18 protein-coding genes are annotated in these 24929 nt (G+C 68.2%); 11 read left to right on the top strand and 7 right to left on the bottom strand.

Annotation, left to right across the window (positions count from 1 at the left end; translation table 11 throughout):
- Positions 1–188 precede the first annotated feature (188 nt).
- The 3 genes from OXG79_06050 (at position 189) to OXG79_06060 (ending at position 4577) form a co-directional block, all read left to right on the top strand.
- A complete protein-coding gene (locus tag OXG79_06050; GenBank protein ID MCY3783329.1) occupies positions 189–1793 on the top strand; it encodes a thiamine pyrophosphate-binding protein in 1605 nt (534 codons plus the stop codon).
- Between the two features lie 38 nt (positions 1794–1831).
- A complete protein-coding gene (locus OXG79_06055; protein MCY3783330.1) occupies positions 1832–2575 on the top strand; it encodes an SDR family NAD(P)-dependent oxidoreductase in 744 nt (247 codons plus the stop codon).
- Positions 2576–2936: 361 nt separating this feature from the next.
- On the top strand, positions 2937–4577 hold the full coding sequence (locus OXG79_06060; GenBank protein MCY3783331.1) for a cation:proton antiporter: 1641 nt from the start codon (positions 2937–2939) through the stop codon (positions 4575–4577).
- Positions 4578–4973: 396 nt separating this feature from the next.
- On the opposite strand, the gene OXG79_06065 is transcribed toward OXG79_06060, so the two are convergent.
- The gene (locus tag OXG79_06065; protein ID MCY3783332.1) at positions 4974–5477 is read right to left on the bottom strand and encodes a hypothetical protein; all 504 of its coding nucleotides are present in this window, start codon (positions 5475–5477) and stop codon (positions 4974–4976) included.
- A gap of 440 nt (positions 5478–5917) precedes the next feature.
- On the opposite strand from OXG79_06065, the gene OXG79_06070 reads away from it, so the two are divergent.
- The 3 genes from OXG79_06070 (at position 5918) to OXG79_06080 (ending at position 9336) form a co-directional block, all read left to right on the top strand.
- Positions 5918–7102, top strand: a complete 1185-nt coding sequence (locus tag OXG79_06070; GenBank protein ID MCY3783333.1) for a sialidase family protein — start codon at positions 5918–5920, stop codon at positions 7100–7102.
- A 222-nt stretch (positions 7103–7324) separates the two neighbouring features.
- The gene (locus OXG79_06075; protein MCY3783334.1) at positions 7325–8311 is read left to right on the top strand and encodes a zinc-binding dehydrogenase; all 987 of its coding nucleotides are present in this window, start codon (positions 7325–7327) and stop codon (positions 8309–8311) included.
- A 38-nt stretch (positions 8312–8349) separates the two neighbouring features.
- Entirely contained in the window at positions 8350–9336 is a 987-nt protein-coding gene (locus tag OXG79_06080; GenBank protein ID MCY3783335.1) for a zinc-binding dehydrogenase, read from the top strand.
- Here OXG79_06080 and OXG79_06085 read toward each other — a convergent pair.
- Entirely contained in the window at positions 9333–11642 is a 2310-nt protein-coding gene (locus OXG79_06085; GenBank protein MCY3783336.1) for a hypothetical protein, read from the bottom strand. The genes OXG79_06080 and OXG79_06085 overlap by 4 nt on opposite strands.
- A gap of 75 nt (positions 11643–11717) precedes the next feature.
- Positions 11718–12491 carry a hypothetical protein gene (locus OXG79_06090; protein MCY3783337.1) on the bottom strand — a complete coding sequence of 258 codons (774 nt, stop codon included), beginning with the start codon at positions 12489–12491 and terminating at the stop codon, positions 11718–11720.
- Positions 12492–12554: 63 nt separating this feature from the next.
- On the opposite strand from OXG79_06090, the gene OXG79_06095 reads away from it, so the two are divergent.
- The gene (locus OXG79_06095; GenBank protein ID MCY3783338.1) at positions 12555–14369 is read left to right on the top strand and encodes a DSD1 family PLP-dependent enzyme; all 1815 of its coding nucleotides are present in this window, start codon (positions 12555–12557) and stop codon (positions 14367–14369) included.
- Positions 14370–14631: 262 nt separating this feature from the next.
- On the opposite strand, the gene OXG79_06100 is transcribed toward OXG79_06095, so the two are convergent.
- The 3 genes from OXG79_06100 to OXG79_06110 form a co-directional block, all read right to left on the bottom strand.
- Entirely contained in the window at positions 14632–15234 is a 603-nt protein-coding gene (locus tag OXG79_06100; protein MCY3783339.1) for a DNA-3-methyladenine glycosylase 2 family protein, read from the bottom strand.
- A 128-nt stretch (positions 15235–15362) separates the two neighbouring features.
- The gene (locus tag OXG79_06105; protein MCY3783340.1) at positions 15363–16148 is read right to left on the bottom strand and encodes a hypothetical protein; all 786 of its coding nucleotides are present in this window, start codon (positions 16146–16148) and stop codon (positions 15363–15365) included.
- A 181-nt stretch (positions 16149–16329) separates the two neighbouring features.
- Positions 16330–17007, bottom strand: coding sequence for a hypothetical protein (locus OXG79_06110; GenBank protein MCY3783341.1), 678 nt, complete (start codon positions 17005–17007; stop codon positions 16330–16332).
- Between the two features lie 216 nt (positions 17008–17223).
- On the opposite strand from OXG79_06110, the gene groL reads away from it, so the two are divergent.
- Positions 17224–18957, top strand: a complete 1734-nt coding sequence (gene groL, locus OXG79_06115; protein MCY3783342.1) for a chaperonin GroEL — start codon at positions 17224–17226, stop codon at positions 18955–18957.
- Positions 18958–19396: 439 nt separating this feature from the next.
- On the opposite strand, the gene trxB is transcribed toward groL, so the two are convergent.
- Entirely contained in the window at positions 19397–20353 is a 957-nt protein-coding gene (gene trxB, locus OXG79_06120; protein MCY3783343.1) for a thioredoxin-disulfide reductase, read from the bottom strand.
- Between the two features lie 256 nt (positions 20354–20609).
- Between trxB and OXG79_06125 the strand changes: the two genes are divergently transcribed.
- The 3 genes from OXG79_06125 to OXG79_06135 all read left to right on the top strand — a co-directional run bounded on the left by OXG79_06125 (position 20610) and on the right by OXG79_06135 (position 24914).
- On the top strand, positions 20610–21839 hold the full coding sequence (locus tag OXG79_06125) for an extracellular solute-binding protein (protein MCY3783344.1): 1230 nt from the start codon (positions 20610–20612) through the stop codon (positions 21837–21839).
- 211 nt (positions 21840–22050) lie between these two features.
- Positions 22051–22902, top strand: coding sequence for a prolipoprotein diacylglyceryl transferase (locus OXG79_06130; protein ID MCY3783345.1), 852 nt, complete (start codon positions 22051–22053; stop codon positions 22900–22902).
- Between the two features lie 2 nt (positions 22903–22904).
- Positions 22905–24914, top strand: a complete 2010-nt coding sequence (locus OXG79_06135; GenBank protein ID MCY3783346.1) for a magnesium chelatase subunit D family protein — start codon at positions 22905–22907, stop codon at positions 24912–24914.
- The last annotated feature ends 15 nt before the right edge of the window (positions 24915–24929 follow it).

Raw genomic sequence — 24929 nt, forward strand, 5'->3', positions numbered from 1 at the left:
GCCCTCGGACATTCCGAGAGTCCTCGGAACATACCCGCCCCGGCACATACAAGGGTTAGGGTGAGGGGTTCCGCCGGGCGCGTGCCCAATGGAGCCGAGTCACTCGCGATGCACGGTTCCACGACGGCGCCCGTGCCCGCTACCATCCGCCTAGTCCCAATCGCACCTGGAGGTGCCGCGTGCCCGTGATGACCGGATCCGACGCCGTTGTGCAAAGCCTGATCGCCGAGGGCATCGACCTCGTCTTCGGCATCCCCGGCTACCACTCCGAGCACCTCTACGGCCGCCTCATGCAGCAGGACCGCATCCGCCACGTGCTGGTGCGGCACGAGCAGGGCGCGGGCTACATGGCCATTGGCGTGGCCCGGGTGACCGGCAAGCCCGCCTGCGTACTGAGCACAGCGGGACCGGGCGCGCTCAACATCGCCACCCCCATGGGCGAGGCCTACGGCGACGGCGTTCCCCTGCTCAACATCATGGCCGAGGACCTCTCGCCCTTTCTCTACCAGGACAAAGGATTGGTCCACGAGAGCAAGGACCAGTTCGGCGTGTTCAGCCGCCTCTCGCAGTGGGCTCGGCAGGCAATGTCTCCGGGCGAGATCCCCGGCGCCATCCACGAAGCCATGCGTCGCATGGAGATCAACCGCCCCCGGCCGACGGTGGTCGAGATCCCGCTCGACGTCTTTCAGAGTGACGGGCCGGTCGAGATTCTCGATCGCGAGACCTGGGCGCGCCCGGCCGGCGATTCGGGGGACCTCGAGCGCGCCGCCGCGCTGCTGCGCGACGCCGAGCGACCGCTGATCTGGGCCGGCGGCGGCGTCATCAACTCGGGCGCCTGGGATGAGCTGCAACAGGTGGCAGAGACCCTCGACGCCCCGGTGCTGACCACATGCAGCGGTAGGGGCTCCATTCCCGACGACCACCCGCTGGCGCTCACCAACATCTCCACCCACGGACCCGTCACGCGCCTCATGGAGCGCAGTGACGCCATGCTCGCCGTGGGCGCGGTGTTCCCGCACCTGATCACATCCAGGTGGACCCTGCCCATCCCCGAGCGCCTGATTCATATTGACATCGACCCCTCGCAGCCCGGCAAGAACTACCCGGCCGAGATCGGCATCCACGCCGACGCCAAGCTGGCGCTGACCGCGCTCGCCGCCGCCCTCGATGGCGGCGACGTCGACCGCGACGACTGGGTGGACACGGCGCGCACCGCCCGCGCCGACGTGCGCCGCGACCTGTCGCAAATGGCCCCGCTGGAGTGGAGCCTAATGCGGACCGTGCGCGAGGCCCTCCCCCGCGAGACCATCGTCGCCTGCGACCCGCACCTCTGGGGCTACTGGGCGCGCGAGCACTTCCCCATCTACGAGCCGCGCACGTTCCTCTACGGACTCCAGTTCGGCACGCTGGGCTATGCCTACCCCGTCGCCCTGGGCGCCAAGCTCGCCGCGCCCGACCGTCCGGCCGTGGCCATCGGCGGCGACGGCGGCTTCCTCTTCACCGGACAGGAGCTCGCCACCGCCGTGCAGCTCGGCATCAACGTCCCCATGGTCATCTTCAACGACGACGCCTACGGCGCCATCAAGGAAGACTTCGTGCGCGACTACGACAACGCCTACGAGGTGGACCTGGTGAACCCCGACTTCGTGCGCTACGCCGAGGCCTTCGGCGCCGTGGGCATGCGGGCCAATCCCGAAAACCTCGGCGACACGCTGCGCCGCGCCCTGGAGCTCGACCGCCCGTCGATCATCGACGTGCCCGCCAAGCTCCGTCGGCCGCTCAAGGTGGACTGAGGCCCGAGCTGACCGAACCGCCCGTCCTCACCACCCGCCTGGACGGCCAGCACGCCATCGTCACGGGCGCCGCCAAGGGCATCGGCCGGGCCGCAGCGCGCGCCCTGCACGCCGCCGGGGCCAACGTCACCCTCGCCGACATCGACGGCGAGGGCGCCAGTGCGGTCGCCGAGAGTTTGAGCGCGGCTGGCCCGCCGTGCTTGGGCTTGCGCCTCGACGTCACCAACGACGTCTCGGTGCGCGCCGGCGTCGCCAAGGCGGCGGAGCGCTGGGGCCGAGTGGACATCCTCGTCAACAACGCCGGCATCTCCGGCTATTCGTCCCCCGTCTGGGAGACTACCGACGCCGACTGGCAGCGAGTCCTCGACCTGAACCTCAGCGGCACGTTTCGCATGTGCCGCGCCGTGGTCCCGCACATGCTCGAGCGGGGCTACGGGCGAATCGTCAACATCGCCTCAATCTCGGCCAAGGACGGCAATGTCAATGTCGCCGCCTATCCCGCCTCGAAGGCCGGAATCATCGGCTTCACGCGCGCCCTCGCCATGGAGCTTGTCCAACAGGGCGTGCTGGTCAACGCCGTCTCGCCCGCCGCCGTCGACACCGAGACCTCGCTGGCCGCCGATCAGACCATGCGCGCCCCGCTCGTCGCCAAGATCCCCATGGGCCGCGCCGCAAAGCCCGAGGAAATCGCCGCCCTGGTCGCCTTCCTCGCCTCCCCCGCCTGCGCCTTCAGCACCGGCGCCAACTTCGACATCACCGGCGGCCGCGCCAACATCACCTGATCCGCGCCGGTCCGGCGCCCTTTCCCTGGAAGGAGACTTTTGCGTAACCCTCCACTAGTCCCCGCAGGCGGGGAGCGGGAATCCGGTCCGGCTCCCTCTCCCACGGGGAGAGGGTCGGGGTGAGGGGATCCCCGCCGTCCGTCGTTCCCGCAGCATCGTTATTCCGAGCGCAGCGAGGAATCTACGGGGCAATTGGCGATGCGCAACGCCCGTCAACTCCTCACAACCGTCGCCCCGCCGACAGTCGCACTTGACGCCCCGTAATCGGCAATAATCGCGCCGGGCCTGGCAGTTCCCGGCTTGTCGAACGCTTCTCGCGCCCTTCGCCTGACTGCAATCGTTCCAAGGGAGCAACGACCAGTTGGAGATCCATGACGCGCTCTTCGCCGTCGGCCTGCTGATCGTCGTCGCCAAGCTGCTGGAAGGCGTCTTCAAGCGCCTCGGCCTCAACTCCATCATCGCCTACGCCACGACCGGGGTGATCCTGGGCCCCGTCACCGGGCTCGTAGAAGCCGGTTCCGAAGTCGAAATCGTCCTGGGCATCGGCATCTTTCTGTTCTTCTTCCTCATCGGACTGGATGAGCTCGACATTCGCGGGTTCATCTCGGCCATTCGCGGGCGGCTCTTCATTGCCTCGGTCTTGTCGCTGGTCATATCGCTGTTAATTTCCCTGGCCGTCACCACGGACGTCATCGTGGACTTGGGGTTGGGGCTCGACTTCACCCAGGCCCTCGGGGTGGCCGGCGTCCTATCGCTGTCCAGCCTCGGCGTCGTCGCCAAGGTGCTGATCGATGAGGGTCGCCTGCGAGAACCGGTTGGCGTTCAGATATTCACCGCCGTCGTCATCGCTGAGCTGATCGGGCTATTCATCGTCGGCTTTGCCATCAGCGAGCATTTCTACGCCAGCGGTGAAGCCCGCACGCTCGATGTGCTCAGCGTATTCACGCTGGTGGGACAAATCGTCGGCTTCGCGATTCTCACCTGGTTCGTATCCACCAGGATCCTTCCCAAGGTCATCGTCTTTCTGCAGCGGTTCATGCAGGTGCCCCAGCTCTCCTTTGGATTGCTGTTGGGCGGACTCTTCCTGGTCGTCGTCGGCGCCGAGAAGGTCGGCCTGCATGGGTCCCTGGGCGCGCTGCTTTTCGGTGCGGCCCTTTCCATGCTGCCCTACCAGGTGCGGCGGGACATCATGCCCGGCATGCAGGGCACCGCCGAGGGCCTGTTCGTGCCGCTGTTCTTCGCCTCCGCCGGCCTGAATCTGAGCCTTGAATTTCTGAGTCTGCCCCTTGTGACCATCCTGGTCTTGGCCCTGGTGCCATTGGCCGGCAAATTCGCCGGGGCCTTCATCAGCGCCTACGTCACCCGGCTCCAGGCCCCGCTCGCCACCGCCGCGGGATTGATGGCCAAGGGCGTGGCCGAGATTGCGCTGCTGCTGTTGCTCCTGCACACGGGCGCCATCGACGAGGGCGTGTTCTCACTCCTGGTGCTTGTCATGTTCGCTTACATCCTGCTCACACCCATGGGCATCAGCCTCGCCCTCAAGCGGATCAAGCACGCCGAGGCCGTCGCTCCTCAAGCGAATGCGCCGCCGTCGCTGAGTCGATTCGCCCTGGAAGGCATCAGGGTCGGCGAAGTCCTGGACCGAGCGCGCAACTATCCGCAACAGTCGCTCACCGTCAAGACATTCGCCGAACACTGGCTGCTGCCGGAACAGCATGACTACGTCGTCATGAAAAACGGCGAGCTAGCCGGCGTCGTCTCCTTGAGCATGTTGCGCTACCTCCCACGCAGCGAGTGGGATCGCACGCCGCTGCAGCAGGTCCTCCGCGGCGATACGCCGTTCGGGCAATCCGACGAGCTGCTCGAGGATCTCCTCCAGCGAATGACCGAAAACTCCCTCACCGTGCTGCCCGTGGCCGATTCCGAAACCGGCGAGTTCATCGGCTCCATAGCCAGCCACGAAATCCTCGAAATGGTCGTCCTCACCGCCAAGGGTCGCTAAGCCTGTCCCCGCGCAGTCGGGGAGCCGGAATCCCGTCCGGCGCCCTCTCCCACGGGGAGAGGGTCGGAGTGAGGGGAACCCCGCAGGCCCGTCATTCCCGCGGAGGCGGGAATCCACCCTAGTCTCACCGACTCCGTAACCCACGTGCATCACTTGAGCCGCCCCCTCTGTCATTCCGAGCGCAGCGAGGAATCTAAGAAGCACGTAACGGGGCACAACGCTCCCCAACTCCTCTCAGCCGTCGCCCCTCCGTCATTCCCCCGGAGGCGGGAATCCACCCATCGTCCCTCAAACCGGTGTAGGGGCGACCCTAGTGGTCGCCCGTTTGCGATCGCCCGCGGCAGACAGCGATTCCCCGGGGCCGCCAAGTCTGGCCTCCCGGATTCCGACGAGCCGCTACCGGCGCCTCATGCGAAGGTAGGCAAAGGACCCACCAACCACGACAACCGCGGCGCCGGCCACGATAGCGATCCACCACCCGCCGCCCGGGTCCGCGCCCTCGCGTTCCTCAGGCGACGGTCCACTCGCCCCGGCCAACGGCGCATCCCCATCCCCAAGCTCGTCAATATCGGCTTGTGCCTGAGCAAGCAAGGCCGTCCGGCTGCAGATGCCCGCCGTGTAGCCGCCGTCGCCGTAAGGGCTGTCATACGCATAGACGACGTACGACTCGCCTTCGACAAACCGATACCCGCAACTCCCGCCAGTCGGCGGCGTGGTGATTGTCATGGTTTGGTGAACCGCACCCTTCCACACGGTGCTGACCTCGAAGCCAACCGTGCTGCGGTCATCGGGACCAACGGACCGTGCATCAGGGTCGTACGAGTGGTGCACGGAGATCACCCGTCCCGCGAAGACCGCGTCGAACTTCCCCAACTCTTCTGACGGTGACCCCGGCTCCACGCACTTACACGCGTGGGTCTTCCCCGCAAATCCGAAGAACCAAACGACGCTCAACGCGAGCGCGACAATTCCGACGCGCAGAGATCCTCGCAGAGTCCGGTAGGGGCGGGTCTCAGACCCGCCCGACGCCAAGCATCCGGCGCGCCCCAGAGTCACCGTCCACATGTCCTAAGTCTCTCCAGTGGCCATCGGCACACGATCGAATCGAGCATTCGCGCGCCGCGCGCCCCTGCGAGCCGTGGACCTGTGAGATCGCATTGGACTCAAGCCGACCGGCGCCGCCGCAAGTTCAATTGTACCGGTCTATCTTGCCCAAGCACCCACGCGGGACAACGCGGCGTCCCCGGGCTGCACCGAGGCCAACGTGCCCAAATGGCACGCTAACGGCATCAGCGGACCGTCTTCTGCCGAAGTCGGATCACTTCGACTGAGAACTCAGGATGCCCAATCCCAACGTCACCCCACTGGCCCAGGACTTCACCATCGCCGCCCGCGTGCCGGATCCCAAGCGCCACTTCTTCCACGACCCGAACCTGGTCCGGCTCGACGACGGCACGCTGATCGTCGCGGCGCCGCAGTGGGGCCGGAAGGGCACGGACGTGGGGCGCTCGCTGCGGATCCTTCGCAGTACCGACAGCGGCGCGACCTGGACCGACCTGCCCACGCTGCCCTACGAGGAGGGGCGCCCCTTCGTCGTGGACGGCCAGCTGCTGATGTTCGTGCAAGAGCGGACCCACCGCGACTTTCAGCTCGTCACCAGCGACGATCTCGGCGAAACCTGGACCGAGCCCCGCACCGTCATCGAAGGGCCGCTGTGGAACATCTCCACGGCCCAGGTCATCCGCCCCGACGCGCTCTACTGGGCCATGGACCATGACTCCGCCGGCATCGACTACAAGGGCAAGGTCATGGTGCGCTGGGACCGCGCCAGGTCGCCGTTCGACCCGGACGCCTGGTCGCTCTCCAACGTCGTGCCGCTGCCGGAGCTGCCGACGGCCCTCACGCGCGGGCTCTACAGCCCAGACCACGGGTCGAAGCTCCATCGCGGCTCGCCGTCGCCGTTCGTCTGGCTGGAGCCCAACACGGTCGAGGTTGCCGGCAAGATCCGCGTTTTCGTCCGGTCGGTCATCGACAACTACGCCACGGCGAACGTCGCAGCCGTGCTCGACTATGACGAAGCGACCAACGTCCTCCGCTTCACCCAGTTCGCCGCCTGGCCCGGCGGGCAGTGCAAGTTCTTCATCATTCACGACGAGCCGCACCGCATGTACTGGATGCTGAGCAACCTGCCCACCAACTCGCAGGACGTCCTCGGCTGGGGCGACCGCATGCGGGAGACCGGGTACACCGGCGGCCCCGGTAACGAGCGCCGCTGGCTCTTTCTCCACTACGGCGTCGACTGCCTCAACTGGTTCCCCGCGGGCTGCGTGGCGCGCTGGCCCGACAGCGTGCACCGCAGCTTCATGTATCCCAGCGCCGCCATCGACGGCGACGACCTGGTGATCCTCTCCCGCACCAGCCGCGACGCCGAGGACCAGCACGACGCCGACCTCTGCACCATCCACCGCGTGCACAACTTTCGCTCCCTCGCAATGGATCTGCATTGCGGCGGTCTGGCGGACTAGCGGCCGCTTACTGTCATTTCGAGCGGAGCGAGAAATCTAAGATCCTCAACCCCGGACGCCCTGGATCAAAGACCGACACCTCGGGCCGCACGTCGACCTAGCCCGCACGCCGCTCGCAGACTCCAGAAGCCGCGGCGCCACTTTTCTCTCGCCTCCCCGACCACTCACTGGCATCATGAACCCGTCGCACCGGCGCATCGCCGTCCCGCATGGAGTCCCCACATGAGGCGCCTCGCGAAACCGGCCGGTCGCTACAACCTGGCGTTCGAAGAGGTCCCAATCCCCGAGCCCGGCCCGACCGAGGTCCGTGTCAAGGCCGTCCGCAGCCTCATCAGCCGTGGATCGGAGATTGGCCGGCGCTACACCCGCGACGAAGCCATCGACCCGCAGATGATGGGCTACTCCATGTCCGGCATCGTGGACGCGGTCGGCGAATCGGTCACGCACATTGCCGTCGGGGATCGCGTCGTCATTTCGGCGCCGCACGCGGACTACGTGGTGCGCGACGCCATCATGCGCTCCGACGACGACCGGCCGCTCGTCTATCCCATCGACCCGGCGGTCGATTTCGACGCCGCGCCGTATTGGTCGCTCGTCAGCGGCTGCGTGACGTGGGCGGCCGGCGAGGAAGCCGCGCCCACCGACACCATCGTCATCGTCGGCCAGGGCCTCGTCGGCAGCCTGCTACTGCAAGTGCACAAGGCCAACGGCATCCACCGCGTGGTGGCGATCGACGCGCTCGACCTGCGTTGCGAGATGGCCGAAGAGCTCGGCGCCGACGTGGTGATTAACGCCGCCCGCGAGGACCCTGTAGAGGCCGTCCACAAGCTCACCGGCGGCCTCGGCGCCGAGATCGTGGTCTACGCCGTCGGCGGCCCGGCCGGACCCAAGGCCTTCGATCAGAGCCTGGACATGCTGGCGCGCGGCGGTCTGCTGCACCTCGTCGGACGCTACGAGGACGCGCCCCTACCCTTCTGGAGCCACAAGTTCGCCGGCAAGCGCATGTTCGAGGGCTACTACCCCCGCACCAAGCGCATGGCGGAAGCCAAGCGGGGCATGGACCTGCTGGCCACCGGCGCCATCAATACCGACCTCATGACGACCCACCGATTCGCGTTCAGCGAAGCGCCCGCCGCCTTCGACCTGCTCTACCTGCGATCCGGCGAGACGCTGGGCGTATTGCTCGACTGGACGCTCGAGGACACATAGCCGGAGCCCAACGCGGCGCCACAAGGACGGGAGACGACATGAAGCGAATGGCAAAGCCCGAGGGACGGGGCAACGTGATGCTCGAGGACGCCCCGGTTCCCGAGCCGGGCTACGGGCAAGTCCGCGTCAAGGCCGTGCGCAGCCTCATCAGCCGCGGCTCGGAAATCGGCCGGCGGTATGTCATGGACGAGGCCATCGACCCGCAGATGATGGGCTATTCCATGGCCGGCGTGGTCGATGCGCTGGGAGAAGGTGTCGAGCACCTGAACATCGGCGACCGCGTGGGAGCCGTCGCGCCCCACGCGCAATTTGTCGTGTGCGCCGCCATTCCCGAAGTGCAAGGCAAGATCCCCGAGATTTTCTCGCTCACGCCCGGCGTCACCTGGGACCAGGCGCCCTACTGGATGCTCGGCGCGTCGGCCGTCCGCTGGGTGGACATCGCCCCATTCGAGCGCGACAACGTCATCGTCGTCCTGGGCCAGGGTTTGGTCGGCAGTCTCATGCTCCAGGTATTGCGCGAGATTGGCGGCGTGCGCCTCGTCGCGGTCGACGCCGCGCCGTTGCGCTGCGAGCTGGCCGCCGAGCTAGGCGCGGACCACGTGATCAACGCGGCCGAGGAAGACCCCGTGGCGGCGGTCAGGAAGCTCAGCAGCGGCGTCGGCGCCGAGCTGGTGGTCTACGCCGTGGGCGGACCCGCCGGCCCGCGGGCCTTCGAGCAGGGCATGGACATGCTCTCCAGCGGCGGCACGCTGCATCTCATCGGCAAATACGAGCATCAAATCCTGCCGCTCACCTCCGACGTGATCCAGGGACGGCGCATCCTGGGCGGCTACTTCGGCGGCCAGTGGCACACGGGATCGGCGCGGCGGGCGCTGGCGCTGCTTGAGTCGGGCGCCATCGACGCCGACCGCATGACAACGCATCACTTCCCCTACACACGGGCGCCCGAAGCCTTCCACCTGCTCCACGACCACACGGACCAAACCCTCGGCGTCTTGATCGATTGGGACGTGGACGACAGCTAGCCGTCGCTGCGGCCGCTCCAGCAGACGACGGTGCCGTCGGCCCGCACCCCGCAGGTGTGAAAGTCGCCGGCGCTGACGGCGACGAACCTCCCGCCCGGGGCATGCGCCAAATAGTCATCGCCCCAGCATTCGATCGTGCCGTCACTGCGCATCCCGCAGCTGTGAAGTCCCCCCGCGCTGACCGCGGCGAACGTCCCGGCGGGCGGTGTGGCCCGGCCGTCTCCGTCAAACCCCCAACATGCCGCCGCACCGTCGGTGCGCAGCCCGCACGTGTGATACCTCCCCGCGCTGACGGCCACAAACGCCCCATCAGGCGGCGTGGATTGGCCATGGGAGTCACTGCCCCAGCACTCGATCGCGCCGTCGGCACGCACTCCGCACGTGTGGTAGCGCCCCGCGCTGACGGCGGCGAAGGTCCCGGGCGGCGGCGTGGCCCGGTCGTTGGAGTTGAATCCCCAGCACGCCACCGCGCCATCGAGGCGCACCCCGCAGTTGTGCCAGGCGCCGGCGTCGACGACAGTGAACGCCCCATCGGGCGGCGTGGATTGGCCGCTGTGGTTGGAGCCCCAGCATTCGATCGCACCGTCGGTCCGCAGTCCGCACGTGTGCCAACGCCCACCGCTGACGGCAGCGAATGCCCCGGGCGGCGGCCTGCCTTGGCCACGGTCATAAGCCCCCCAGCACGTGACGGCGCCGTCGGGCCGCACCCCGCATGTCTGGAACACCCCGGCGCCGACGGCGGCGAACGCCCCATCAGGCGGCCTGATCAGGTCTGCAAATTCAGCGCCCCAGCACTCGACCGCACCGCCTGGCCGCACCCCGCAGGTGCGGAAATCACTGGCGCTGACGGCCGCAAACGCCCCACCAGGCGGGTTGGCTTGGCCATAGCGGCCGGCGCCCCAACAATCAACCGCGCCGTCGGGCCGCACCCCGCAGGAGTGCGAGGCCCCAGCGCTCACGGACGCGAATGTCCCGGCCGGCGGGGTCGTCCGGCCGGCACGGTCGGATCCCCAACAGGCCACGGTTCCATCGGTCCGCGCTCCGCACGTGTGGTACCTCCCGGCGCTGACCGCGGCGAAGGCTCCGCCAGGCGGTGCTGATTGGCGAGCGTCGTTGTCGCCCCAGCATTCGACGGTTCCGTTGGGCCGCACCCCGCAGTTGTGCCAGGCACCCGTACTGATGGCGACGAATGCCCCACCAGGCGGCGCGGACTGGCCAAAGTCGTTGTCGCCCCAGCACTCGACCATCCCGTCGGGCCGCAGCCCGCAGCTGTGCAAGTCGCCGGCGCCGATGGCGACGAACGCCCCGGGCGGCGGCGACGCCCGGCGATCGCGGTTAGACCCCCAACAGGCCACGGTGCCGTCGGCTCGAATTCCGCAGGTGTGTAACGACCCGGCGCTTAGGGTGATGAACGCCCCAGCCGGCGGCGTGGACTGGCCGGCGCCGTCGAAGCCCCAACAGGCCACCACGCCGTTGGGGCGCACCCCGCAGGTGTGCAACTCGCCGGTGCTGACGACGGCAAACGCTCCGGACGACGGCGGTGGCGCGGATACCAGCGCCTTTGCCGTGTCCGGAATGATCACGTTGCTCAACTTCTTCACCTTGTCCGGCACGTTCTGCAGGTTCACCCGGCCCACCGCCGTCCCCGGCGCCGGCACGTTCCAGATCACGAACACCGTCCGCTGCGCCCGTAGCATCTGCAAGCCCTGCGGAATGCCATTCACCTCCCGCTCTTCGTAACGGATCGGCAGGCCGTAGAGATTCAGCCAGTCCGGCTCGCTCAGAAACCGCTCTTTGATCGCCGCGTTCTGGTCCAGTAGCGCCAGGTGGTTGCGGATGATCGTGCCGAAAGTGGCCCCCCGATCCGCTTCCAAAACCTGATGCGGCGGGACGTTGGGGAGCTGCACTTCGGGAAAGCGATTCGCGAGCACGTCGAGGGTGTTGTAGTAGTTCATCCGCTGCTTGCCCGGGTCCCACTGCAAAATGACCTTCTGGAACGCCTGGAGAGTGAACGGCCCATCGACCCACCGCTGGCTGATGGGATAGCCGATGGCCTGGAGGTCGCGCTCTTGGACGAAATCCCACAAGGGCACGCCATCGGCATTGGTCACGGCATAGCCGTCATTGGGGTCGCGGGTGTCTCCGCCGGTAACGGTGAAAAGGCAGCCGTCGTCGACGAGGGCGCCCACGCAATCCAAGGCCCCGACGGGAGGCGCGGTCGTCAGAGCGCCCGCGACCACAATCACCACCGCCGCCAGTGCCGCGCGAACCGGGCGCCACCACTCGCGTCGCCTGCGCGTCAGCATCACATCAATCCCCCGTGCCGCCGACCACCCGGACTAGTCCCTGGTCTTGTAGATCGATTGGGACATCGACGAGAGCTAGCCGCTCGGCGTCCCCACCAGGGATTCGGTCGTCGCGGGCGCGTCCACCACGCCTTCCAGCGCGCCTTTCGCCTCCATCTGGTCCCAATGGCGGCGGAACGTGGCGTTCCACTCCGCCGTGCCCGGATGGAGCAGCATCTCCTCGAAGGTCGCCGGCGAGATCACGATGCCGTCGCAGCCGGCGCGAATCGCCGTGTCGGCGGCGATGGTCGTGCGCACGATGCCCGCCGCCAGGTAGGGAGAGGTTTCGCCGCTGCGCCCAATCACGCGGACGATGTCGCCGATGATCTTTCCGGCATCCGCCCCGGCGTCGATCTGCGGTCCCGTGAACGGCGCGATGTATGCCGCCCCGGCCGACGCGGCGGCCACGGCCTGGCTGACGGAAAACGTCGTCGTCACCATGCTCAGGTGGCCCTCGGCCCTCAGGTGCACCACCGCGCGCAGCCCCCGCATGGTGCAAGGAATCTTCAGCACCACCCGCGGCGACATCGCGGTGAACACCCGCGACACGCGCTCGATCTCCTCCGTGGTGTCGCCATCGACCTCCACCACGAGCGGGCCGTCGTGCGGCAAGTTCAGATACCGCTCGATCACCCGGATCATCGGACCGTAGGAGTCCGTGAGCTGATCCAGCACAATGGTGTTCGTGACCAGCCCCACGACCCCAAGCTCGAGATAATCTCGAATCTCGGCCGGGTCGCCCCACAGCCAGATTCCCACCGGGTCCTTGTGACCCCGTGGAAACCGCGGCATCGTGTGAGACTTGTCCATGGCCCTATCCTACGCGCGCATTCCACAGATGAAAACCACGCTCCGCGCTGATTGCGGCGCGCCATGACGCTCGCTGGCCGCCGGAGCCTTTCGCTCGATCGACGCGCCCTGTCGCTGTCCGGCGCTCCGTGGCCGCGCACGCTGGTCGTTGCCGGAGCCGCCGCGGTACTGGCGTACGGCGCCACACGGATCTTCGTCATCCAGCCCGCGGCCGGCGCCGTGGTGCTGGCAATGCTCGCCATGGCGGCCGCACAGGTCGGCACGCGACCCGGACCTGCGCTGGCGGTGGGCGTGATTGCCGCCGTCTGGAACGACGTCGTCAACCTGCCGCATGCGCTGGCGGGATTCCTGGGCCCCGCCCTCGTCATTGAGTTGTGGACGGCCTTTCTGCGGGCTCGTCCACGCCTGCCGCTGCGACCCCGGGTCGTCGTCGACCTATGCCTCATGTCGCTCGCGCTCGGCAGTCCCGTCGCCATTGGCTTCGCCGCGGGCCCCGGCTACGTCGATCTCGACGCCGTCCCCGAGTTTCGTCGCTACATCGTCGACTTGACCGCCATAGGGCTCGCGTACCTGGGCCTGCTGGCCGCGGCCGCGTTCATGCTCGGACGCGGGGCGCGATGGCTGCGTGCCCGGCGGCAGCGTCGGCGCGCGTACACCGAAGACCTGGCCAAGCAGAGCGCCGAACGTTCGCAGCAAGCCGTGCGGGCCACGACAAGCCTGATTCCCCGCGCGCCGGCGAGCGTCGCGATACCCTTCGTTCGCCAGCAACCGAGGCACACGCTCGTGGATCGACCTCCCCGCACCATCGACGAGATCGACACGCCCGCCGCCATCATCGACCTGGACCTCGTCAAGCAGAACATCAAGACCCTCGAGGACTTCGTGCGCTTCCGTCCGGTGCACACGCGTCCCCACGCCAAGACGCACAAGAACCCGGCCATTGGCCGCCTGCAAGTCGAGGCGGGGGCCGTGGGCCTAACCTGCGCCAAGGTCGGTGAGGCCGAGGCCATGGTCGATGGCGGCATCGAGGACGTGCTCATCGCCAACCAGGTCGTCGGCCCGATCAAGATCGAGCGCATGTGCCGGCTGGCGCATCGTGCCCGCGTCTCGGTGGAAGTGGACGACCCCGCCAACGTCGACGAGATTTCGGCGGCGGCGCAGCGCCACGGCGTGACCATCGGCGTCGTCGTGGAGATCGACGTCGGCGGACCGCGCGCCGGCGTGCCGCCCCATGAGCCGGCGCTGGCCCTCGCGCGCCGCATCATGGACCGGCCCGGGCTGGAGTTCACCGGCCTCATGGCCTACGAGGGCCACACCGTGGGCATCGAGGACTGGGACGAGCGCAACGCGGCCGCCCGCGCCGCCCTGGCGCCGGTCATCGAGACGCGCGAGTTGTGCGAGTCCGAGGGAATCCCCGTCCGCGAGGTCACCGGCGGCGCCACCAACACCTTCGACATCACCGGCACTATCAACGGCTGGACCGAGCTCCAGGCCGGCACCTACGTCACCATGGACGCCTGGTTCCGCCCCCACGCCGGCCACGCCTTCACCCAGGCCTTCTGGATCCTCACCAGCGTCACCAGCCGCGCCAAGCCGGGCTACGTGCACCTCGACGGCGGACGCAAGTCAATTGCCTTCGAGCCTAGCGGATTCCCGGTGATCGACGATCCGGAAGGTCTGGAAATCGAGGTCGTGGCCGAAGAGCATCTGCACGTCAAGATGCTCGACGGCGCTCCCGACCTGCGGCCCGGCGATCAGGTGCGCGTCACGCCCTGGCACGGCTGCGGCACCTTCAACCTGCACGACACCCTGTACGTGCTGCAGGACGACGAGGTCGTGGACATCTGGCCCATCAGCGGACGCGGACGCTTCACCTAGAAACCCTCGATTCCGGCCCCTTCCCCCGGAAAGAGACCGTTGCAAAGTCCCTCCGTCATTCCCGCGAAGGCGGGAATCCACCTGTCACTGAACCTGGGGCTGGTGGGATTCCTACGACCACCGTTCGTCCGACCGGATTCTGCACAAGTCTCTCGGTAGGGGGATGGCTCAGGTGGCCTACGGCCCGGCTTCAGCTGACCAGCGATCCTGCTGAACTGCGGCGAGCGCCGCCGACACGGGGTCGCTCAGCACCGTCCTCGAGCTACGCCCCCGGCGTCCGAATATCCGCCGCGCGCCACATGTACCACGCACCCACGCTGCGAAACGGGGTCCAGCGCGCACCGATCACCGTCGCCTCGGCTGGGGATGGCGTCTCGGCCAGGGCATAGGCGACCTGCATCCCGCGTCGCACCCCAAGATCCCCCACCGGCAGCACGTCCAGTCGCCCCAGTTGAAACATCAGAAACATCTGCGCCGTCCACACGCCGACGCCGTGCACCACCGTGAGCCGCTCGATCACCTCTGCGTCGTCGCTCGCCGGCAGCGCGCCCAAATTCAGCGATCCGTCCTGAAGATGCTGCGCCAAATCACGCAGGTAGCCGGCCTTCTGCCGGGACACGCCCGCAGCGCGAAACTGCTCGTCCGTCGTCCCCAGCAACTCTTCCGGAGTCGGATATCGCCCGTCCGACCCGAAGTGCGCCAGCAGCCGGCCCAAGATGGCGCTGGCCGCCGCCCCGGCCAGCTGCTGGAACATGATGCTGCGAATCAGCGCCTCGTACGGATCGCCGGGAGCACGCGGCGGAAACGGTCCGCACTCGTCGATAAGCCGACCGATCACGGCGTCCACCCGGCGCAAATGTCGCATCGCCTCGCGGGCGACGCTCTCAGTCGACTCGGTGATGGTCGGCGCTCTCTACCGGCCAGGCCACGGCCTGCCGGCGCAAGCCGACGGCAGGCAAACACACGGCCCGCGCTCGACGCCGTCCGCCCGGGCTATACCGGCGACTCCTGCGGCGCGATCTGCAGATACCGGGCCTGGACCCAGGTCCCGTCGTCCAACTCGCGCCAGACGATGCCGTCGACAACCTCGATCACGCCGGTCAGCGTCACCTCGGAGTCGCCGTAGGCCACGTACTGCACCGTGCTCGTCTCAGGGTCCGGCACGTCGCGCACGTTCAGGCCGTCGGCCGGAATCACCACGGCCACGCCGGCGTGCTCCACGTCGGCGAATGCGCCGCGACCCAGCCATTGCTCGGAAACCCAGTTCCCGTCGGCCGTTTCCCGCCACGCGCCGTCGGCCAGGATCACCACCACGCCCGTAACCTCGATTTCGTCGTTCTCGCGAACCACGTATTCGACCTCGCTGCCCTCCACGCCCGGCTGGTTGCGCACGTTCAGCACGTCCGCGATCACCAGGGCCAGCACCGGCACCACCACGGGCGTGGGCTCGGGCTCCGGCGTCGCGGCAGGCGTCGGCGCGGGCGTCGGCGTCGGAGCGGGTTGAGGCGTCGGTGTTGGAACTGGGGTCGGAATCGGTGTCGGCGTGGCAATTGGCACGGGAGTATCGGTCGGAATCGGCTCCGGCGTCGGCGGCGGCGTGGCCGCGGCGGTCGTTGCCTCTGGCGTGGGAGAAGTCTCCCCCCCAATCACCACCACGGTCACGGTTGGGTCCGGCTCGCTGCCGGAATCCGTTCCAGGCGCATCGCACGCGGCGAGGACCAGTACGCCGACAACGGCGACGGCCAAGATCATCGTCCATCGCAGGCGAGGAATTGACATCACGACGCGTGCCTCCTGGGGAATCCTTGAAGTCTAGCGCGCGGAACACTGGTAACTGTAGCGCGTTTAACAATGGTAACCGCGACTTCACTTCGGCAATTGCCCGCCGCCATTCGCCGGCAGGACGCCCAGCGCCTCGGCGCCGGGATCGTCAACCCGTGCCGACAGCCCAACGACGCGCTCAGAACCACTCGCCGGCGCGGCGCGCGCGCGTCACCAGGGCTCGCACACGATCGGCGTCGGTCATCAGCGGCTCGTAGAACTCGACGAACTGCGCCACGCAGTCGTCCACGCTCGTCTCCGACGTGTCGATCTCCATCTTGTTGCGAATCAGCGACGCGGCGTGCTGCTTCTCGAACTGCTCCAGCACGTACTCGACGTCGGCCTCCTTGATCGTTTGAATTCGATGGGGCGCTTCGCGCATGCGTTGCCGGATGACCTCGGGCGTGGCCCTGACGAGAATCTCAATCACGTCCGGCGCCAGGTCGAGGATTCGCTGCTCCGTGTGGCGCGCGAACTCCGTGCGCTCCGCATATTGGCCCGGACCGCCGTAGCCGTAGTACAGCGGCGCGTACACCGCATCCTCCAGGTGCATGCCCACCATCACGTGGTCGGGGTAGGCATAGAACCCTGGTTGCAAGTGGTATTCGATCTGATACCGCTGGAACATCTCGAGCAGCCGCGGCTTCAACGCCGAAAACTGCGCTTCTTCCTCGGCCGTCAGGTTCTTCTCCGGTGGGCCCTTGAAATGGTCATGACTCCCCGGCTTGCCGCCGAGCGTCTCTTCCGCCCATTTGCCGATACCCTCGGCCAGCGTCGTCGTTCCGCTGTACTCACAACCGGCAATGATGAGCCGCATGGGTCTTCTCCCGCTGCCTGCCTGGATCCCAGGCCATTGGACCACATTTGGGCGCCGCAATCGGACCTCATGGCCAGCCCGTCGAGGCGGGGCATTGATCCGGCAGCAAACCACCCCTAAAATTGGGCGAAATTGGATTCTTCCGCTGCGGCGAACGTCCCGCGGCGGCCTTCTACCAACCCATGACGTCCGGCGCCATGCGCCCGAGAGGAAACCATGCCTAAGCAGATCGTGCTCGCCGAAGAAGCCCGCCAGGAACTGTCCGACGGCGTGGAGGTCATTGCCCGCGCGGTGCGCTCGACCTTGGGACCCAAGGGGCGCAACGTGGCGCTGGGCAAGAAATACAGCGCCCCCACCATCACCCATGACGGCGTGAGCGTGGCCGAGGAGATCGATCTCGACGACGAGTTCAAGGACGTGGGCGCGCAGCTCATCAAGGAGGCGGCCAGCCGCACCGGCGAATCCGCCGGCGACGGCACCACCACGGCCACCGTGCTGGCGCAGGCCGTGCTCACCGAGGCGCTGCGCAGCATGGCCGCCGGCGCCAACGCCATGATGCTGCGCCGCGGCATCGACAAGGCCACGCAAGAAGTGCAGTACGCGCTCCGACGCCAGGCGACGCCGATCCGGCACCGTGACGAGATCGCCAACATCGCCGCCATCGCGTCCGGGGACGACGAGATCGGCGAGCTCATCGCCCAGGCCATGGACACCGTCGGGCGGGAGGGCGCTATCACGGTCGACGAGTCCAGGGGTCTCGAAACCGAGATCGACCACACCGAGGGCATGACGTTTGACAAGGGCTATGCCTCGCCCGAGTTCGTCACCGACCGCGACAACATGCAGACCATCATCGAAGACCCATACATCCTCGTCACCAACTCCAAGCCCACCCACATCCACGACCTCGTCCCCTTGCTGGACCAGTTGAATCAAGCGGGCAAGAAGGAGTTTGTGGTCATCAGCGACGAGCTGGCGGGTGACCCGCTGGCCGTGCTGCTAGTGAACAACCAGCGCGGGAATCTCAACTCGCTGGGCGTCAAGGCCCCGGGGTACGGCGATCGCCGCAAGTACATGATGGAAGACATCGCCATCCTCGTCGGCGGCACATGCTTCGGTCCGGATACGGGACGCAAGCTCGAAGACGCCACCATCGACGACTTGGGACAGGCGCGACGCGTGATCTGCCGCAAGGAAGAGACGACCATCGAGGGTGGCAAGGGCCGTCCGGCCGCCATCCAGGCACGCCTCCAGCAGCTCAAGGTGGAGATCGAAGAAGCGAAATCCGAGTACGACCGGGACCAAATCGAGGAGCGTCGCGCACGGCTCTCCGGCGGCGTGGCTGTCATCAACGTCGGCGCCGCCACCGAAGTCGAGCTTAAGGAAAAGAAGGCCCGCGTCGAGGACGCCCTCGCAGCCACGCGAGCGGCGATCGAGCGGGGCGTCGTCCCCGGCGGCGGCGTGGCCCTGCTCAATGCCGCCGGCGCGCTGGACGCCGTCGAAGAAGCGACCTCCGGCGATGAACAAGCCGGCGTGCGGGCGCTGCGCCTCGCGCTGGCCCAGCCCGTGCGGCAACTCGCCCACAATTCCGGCCTCCACGGCGGCGTGGTCATCAACAACATTCGCCGCGGGCAGGAGGAGCAGCAGAACCCGAACTACGGGCTCAACGTGCTCACCGGCGAATACGGCGATCTCGTCGCCGACGGCGTGATCGACCCGGCCAGGGTCACCGAGTCGGCCCTCAAGAACGGGGTCTCCATCGCCAACCTCATCCTCACCACCGAAGTCGTGGTCGCCGAGACCGGCTTCGTTCCCCAGGAACCGCCACCCGGCGCCGACGCGGGCATGGGCGGCATGGGAGGCATGGGTGGCATGGGCGGTATGGGTGGCATGGGCGGTATGGGCGGCATGGGAGGTATGGGCGGCATGGGCGGTATGGGCGGCTTCTAGAAGACTCCGGCCGAGCCCCTTTCTCCTGGAAGGGGGAAGGTTGGGATGGGGGTCCCGTCAGACTTCACCCCCCTGGAATGAACCCCTCGCGTAACCGTCAATCCGTGTAGGGCAGCCCTTGCGGCTGCCCGCGATCTTCGGTGGCCCCCGCTGCGTGCGGCGTGGGAGCGGCCGCGACTGAAGAATCCCAGGCGGCCCACCGCCTGGGCCACCGGGCCAATCCCGTCGTTCCCGCGAAGAGCCCGTCCTGTACTCGATACGGGGCGGGAGTCCAGCCCGGTCAAACCTGCAAGCGCTGAAGATTCACGGTAGGGGCGGGTTTCAAACCCGCCCGTCCGGAGCCGATCCAACGTCTCGCTGGCTGACCGTGTACCGCAGCCGACACGTCAGTTGCCGCCGTGAGGCCCACCCGCACACGCCCCCTGACGGGCGTCGCCGCCTAGCCGACCGCTGCGGCCTCCACGGGCACGCCGGCGTCCGCGCCCTCGAGCCCGGCGACGAACTTCTCCGCCTCCATGGCCGCCATGCAGCCCTCGCCGGCCCCGGTGATGGCCTGACGGAAGTAGTGATCCTGCGCCTCGCCGGCCACGAAAATGCCCTCGACGCTCGTGTGCATGCGCCGGTCGGACACCACGTAGCCGTCGTCCGTCATTTCCAGCTTGCCCTCGAACATCGCCGTGTTGGGAAAGTGCCCGATGAACACGAACATGCCCTCGACGGCGAGATCGCTCATTTCGCCAGAGTTGACGTCGCGCAGTCGCAGGTGCGTGACGCCACGCTCGTCGCCTTCGACCGACGCGACCACGCGATTCCACAGAAACTCGATCTTCGGGTCCTCTTCCGCGCGCATCCGCAGATAGGTCCCGGCCCGCAGCTGGTCCCGGCGGTGGACGACCGTGACCTTGGAAGCGAATCGCGTGAGGAACAGCGCCTCTTGCAGCGCGCTGTCGCCGCCGCCGATGACCGCCAGCGGCACGTCCTTGAAGAACGCGCCGTCGCAGGTGGCGCAAAACGACACGCCGCGTCCCCAATACTCCTGCTCGCCCGGCACTTCGAGCTGCCGCGCTGTCGCGCCGGTGGCCACCACCACCGCACGCGCCGTCAGCTCGCCGGAAATCAGTTTCAGCGTGAATGGTGGACCGTTGACGTCAATCTCGGTGACCGTGTCCACCAGCATCTCGGCGCCGAACTTCTCAGCCTGCTCCCGCATCCGCATCGTGAGATCGGGTCCCTCGATTTCGGAGAACCCCGGGTAGTTCTCGACGTCGTTGGTCGTGGCGATCTGCCCGCCGAACATCTCGCCGGTGATCACCACCGTGGAGAGATTCGCGCGCGCGCTATAGATAGCGGCCGTGAGGCCGGCCGGTCCTGAGCCTAAGATCGCGATGTCGTACATCTACCACCCACCACGCACAGCCCGTGCGATTCTTGCTGCAATTCCACGCACTCAATAGTCGCATGCCTGCCACCCCGGTTCGAAGAACCGAGCGCCAAACCGTCGTGGTTCTTGCACAAGCCCTACGCGGCGCCCCGCGCCATGCGTTGGTCCCAAGGCTACGCCGCGACATCGGACGGCAAGGCTGAGACACGGCATCGGCCGCGCGCCGAAGCGCCTCTCGCGACGCTCCCTGCTGCGGGGCGCAAGCTCGGCGGTGGCCGCCCGAGTGCTGGCCGCCACCGGTGCGGTATTCGCCGGCCAGGACCTCCATCAGCCGTCCCTCGCGGCAGCGGCGGAGGCCGACTCCACAACGGTCCGCCTGATGGTGCTCGGTCGCAATGAGTCGCCGTGGCCGGAGCGTGTGGCAGCCGTCGCCGCGCGGCGGCCCGATATCGATCTCCAGGTCTCGCACGCCACCCCGTCACCGGCAGCCCTTGCCGAACTCATCGCCGGGGCCCGTCGCGGTGGTGCGTTCGATCTGGTCGCCGGCGTCCCCGGCACGCAGCTGGCGCGACTCGCCCGCGAGGGCCTGGTGCTCGCGCTCAACGCCTGGCTCGGCGGCCTCGACCTGCTGCCGGCCTTGGAGCGGCTCGGACAGCACCACCAGGCCCGCATCGGACTGCCGCTCAGCGGGTACCCCGTCTACGGATTCGTCAATCCGCAAGCCCTGGAGCGCGCCGGCGTCACGGAACCCGGCGCCACCTACCAGGAGTGGTTGGACGCGGCGCGCCGCCTCACCGATCGCGAGCGCTTCACCCACGGCTGGGGCGTCGTCGCCGACGTGCCGGAGATCGAGACCATGGCGACGTCGTCCGGCGGCCGGTTCTGGACCGGCGCCCACGTCGCCCCCAGCGCCGGATGGCAGTGGTACGCCGACCTCATCCATCGCGAAGCCGTCTCCCCGCCGCCGTATGCCTGGGACGGGCTGCTGAACGCGCACAACGCCCTGGCCGAGGGCAGGATCGCCATGATGCTTCGCTCCGCCTGGGTGCTCGACGAGCTTCCATCGGGCGGCGCGTGGCAGCTGGCGCCGCTGCCGGCGTGGGACGACAGGCGTCGCGCCGTGCCGGTAGCTGCCGACTACGTGGCCGTTGCAACGGACGCCCGAGATATCGAAGCCGCCGTCGATGTTGCGGCGCTGCTGGTCACCGAAGCCTGGCCGGCCCCAGGCGCACGCGGCCTGCCCGCCTGGAGGCCCGCACTCGAAACGTTTGCGGAAACGAAGGGTCTTTCGCTCGGGACCCTCACCGAAGCCGCCGCCCACTGGCGCCGCCCCTCGCTCGAAACACCGGGCGCGGCGATCGCCCAGGAGCGCCTGCTTCCGGCCATCGACGACGTCATGTCGTCGGGCCAGCCCGTCGACGCCCGCATGGCCGCCCTGGCCGAAGAGTTGCAAGCCGGACGCGATCCGGTCCCCTCTCCCCCCGGGAGAGGGTTAGGGTGAGTGTGAGGGTGAGGGTCCGTCCGGTCCCCTCTCCCTCGGGGAGAGGGTTAGGGTGAGGGTCCGGCTGAGCCACGCATCCGCAGGGTGCATGGCGAACGTGACCATCAAGCCCCCCATCGGCGTATCGACGCTCCGCCATTGCCCTCGCCACGGCAGGTACCATCGGGCCGCGGGTCCTCCGGTGGGCCCCGTCACCGACTGAGGCTGCGGCGTGTACGCCATCGAGATTCCGTGGGACCCGGACCTGTTCGCCATCGGCGACTTCCGCTTCACGTGGCACTCCCTGTGGGCGGTCATCGGCATCATCGTGGGCGTCTTCGTCGCGCGGCGCTTGGCGCGCCGGTCGACCATCACCACCGACGAGGTGACCACGCTCGCCCTGTGGGGCGTGGGCGCCAGCATCGTCGTGGCGCGACTGCTCTACGTCATTGACAACTGGGAGCTCGAGTTCGCCCACGACTTCGCCAGCATCTTCAAGCTCAACCAGGGCGGCATCACCGTCTGGGGCGCCATCATCGGCGGCACCATTGGCGTGGGCGGGGCCGCCTGGTGGATGCGCCTCCCCGTGCGCACCGCGCTGGACATCGGCGCGCCGGGCACCATCTTCGGCATGGGCATCGGACGCATCGGGGATCTCATCAACGGCGAGCACCATGCCCTCGCGTCCAACCTTCCCTGGGCGGTGTCCTACACCCACCCCAACACGCTCGGGCAGGGTCCCGTCCGACCTGAGATCGAGGGCTTTCCGGTCCACCCGGCCACGACCTACGAGATGCTCGGTGACTTCGTCATCTTCGCCGCCGCCTTGTGGATCGTGTTCCGTTACATGGGCAACCTCTACACCTACTGGTTCGTCGTCGCGGGCTACAGCGCGCTGCGGTTGGGCCTGCAATTCTTGCGTCTCGACCAGAACATGTTGTTCGCCGGGCTGCAGCAGTCGCAGGTCATCGGCATCATCGGTCTCGTCGTCGCCGCGGGCTGGGCCGCCCGTCACCTGTGGCAGCGCCGTTTCGCCACTGGAGCGCCTGAGAATTCCGCTCCACGCCCGCCGCGACCACGCTGACTGTGTCCACCGAAACCGCCGCCGACACCATCGGCGTGACCTATCCCTTCGCGGCCATCGTCGGCCAGGACCGGATGAAGCTGGCATTGCTGGCCAACGCCGTGAACCCCGCCATCGGCGGCGTCCTCATTCGCGGCGAGCGGGGCACCGCCAAGTCCACGGCGGTGCGCGGCCTGGCCGTGATTCTCCCGGCCATCACCGTCGCCACCTGCCGCTACCGCTGTGACCCGGACTCCGGCAACCTCTGCCATGAGTGCCGCGACAAGCGCGGCGCTTCCGTCTCGATCGAGATTGAGTCCCAGCGAGTTCGTGTCGTCGACCTCCCCGTATCCGCCACCGAGGACCGCGTCGTCGGCACCATCGACCTCGAGACCGTGCTGCGGGACGGCCGGCGCTCGTTCGAACCGGGACTGCTCGCGGATGCGCATCGCGGCATCCTCTACGTCGACGAGGTCAACCTCCTCGACGATCACCTCGTCGACACGCTGCTCGACAGCGCGGCGTCCGGCGTCAACCGCGTCGAGCGCGAGGGCGTGGCCCACCACCACCCGGCGGAGTTCATCCTCGTCGGCACCATGAATCCCGAGGAAGGCGACCTGCGCCCGCAGCTCCTCGACCGCTTCGGACTCGCCGCCGAGATCAAGGGCGATCGGGATCCGACGTCTCGCGCCGAGATCGTGCGGCGCCGGCTCGCCTTCGAGACCGACACGGCGGCATTCCTGGAGCAATGGCAGTCGCCGACGAACGACCTCATGGCGCTGATCGAGCGAGCGCGCGGTCTGCTGCCGACGGTGGAAATCAGCGACCACCTGCTGGGGCTCATCACACACATCGCCAATGCCATGGGGGTGGACGGTCACCGCGCCGACATCGTCATGTACAAGACGGCCCAGACCATCGCGGCGCTCGACGGGCGAACCGAGGTCACGCTGGAAGACGTGCGACGCGCCGCGGAGCTGGCGCTGCCCCACCGCCGCCGTCGCGATCCATTCACGCCGCCGGGACTCGACCCCGACGAGCTCGACCGCGCGATCCAGGCCTTCGAGGCGCGGCCCGCTCCGGCACAGGCCACCGACTCCGCCGCCGACGCCACCGACGGAGCCGCCGGCGCCAGCGACTCGACCATGTCCTCCGGTCCCGCGGAGAACGGCCCGCCCGGCGACGCCACCGAGGCCGACCAGCGGCTCGCCAGCGACGAGGCGACGACAGCCCCGCCGGTCAACGCGCCGGAGCGCATCCCGTTCCAAAAGCCGCGCACGGGACGACGGACCAGCGCCGAGGTCAAGGGTCGCCGCGGCCACTCCGTGCGCAGCCGGCCCATGGACCCGGACGATCCGCCCGACATTGCGGTGATCGACACCGTCCGCGCCGCCGCCGCCCGCCGGACCCAGCCGGGCACGCCCCAGATCGACGCCCAGGACCTGCGCGTGCACCGGCGCATGCGCAAGGTCGGCAATCTCATGCTCTTCGTCGTCGACGGTTCGGGAAGCATGGCGGCCCAGAGGCGCATGCAGCTCACCAAGTCCGCCGTGCTCTCGCTGCTCGCGGACGCCTATAAGCGGCGCGACCGCGTCGGCGTCATCACCTTTCGCAAGACCGAGGCCTACGAGACCGTGCCCCCGACCTCCAGCCTCGACGTGGCCCACGCCCGCATGCACGAGCTGCCCACCGGCGGCCGCACGCCGCTGGCCCACGGCCTAGAGCTGGCTCGGCTCGTGGTCGAGCGCGAACGCGCGCGTGACGCCCAGCTGCGCCCCATCCTGATCCTGCTGACCGACGGCGTCGCCAACGTCGGGCTGGCCGCGGGCTCCGATCCGATCACCGACGCCATGCAGTCCGCCGGCGCCATCGCGCGCGACCGCGTGCCCGCGCTCGTAGTCGACGCCGACCGCCGCCACAACCGCAGCGGCTCGCTGGTGGAGCTCGCCAAGCAGATGGCCGCGGCCCACGTGCGCCTGGACGCCCTGGCCGCGGGACAGCTGACCAGCCTCATTCGCCTCGCCGCGGCCTAAGCCGCCGCTCCGACG

Source organism: Chloroflexota bacterium (assembly GCA_026706485.1).
Classification (GTDB): domain Bacteria; phylum Chloroflexota; class UBA11872; order UBA11872; family UBA11872; genus JAJECS01.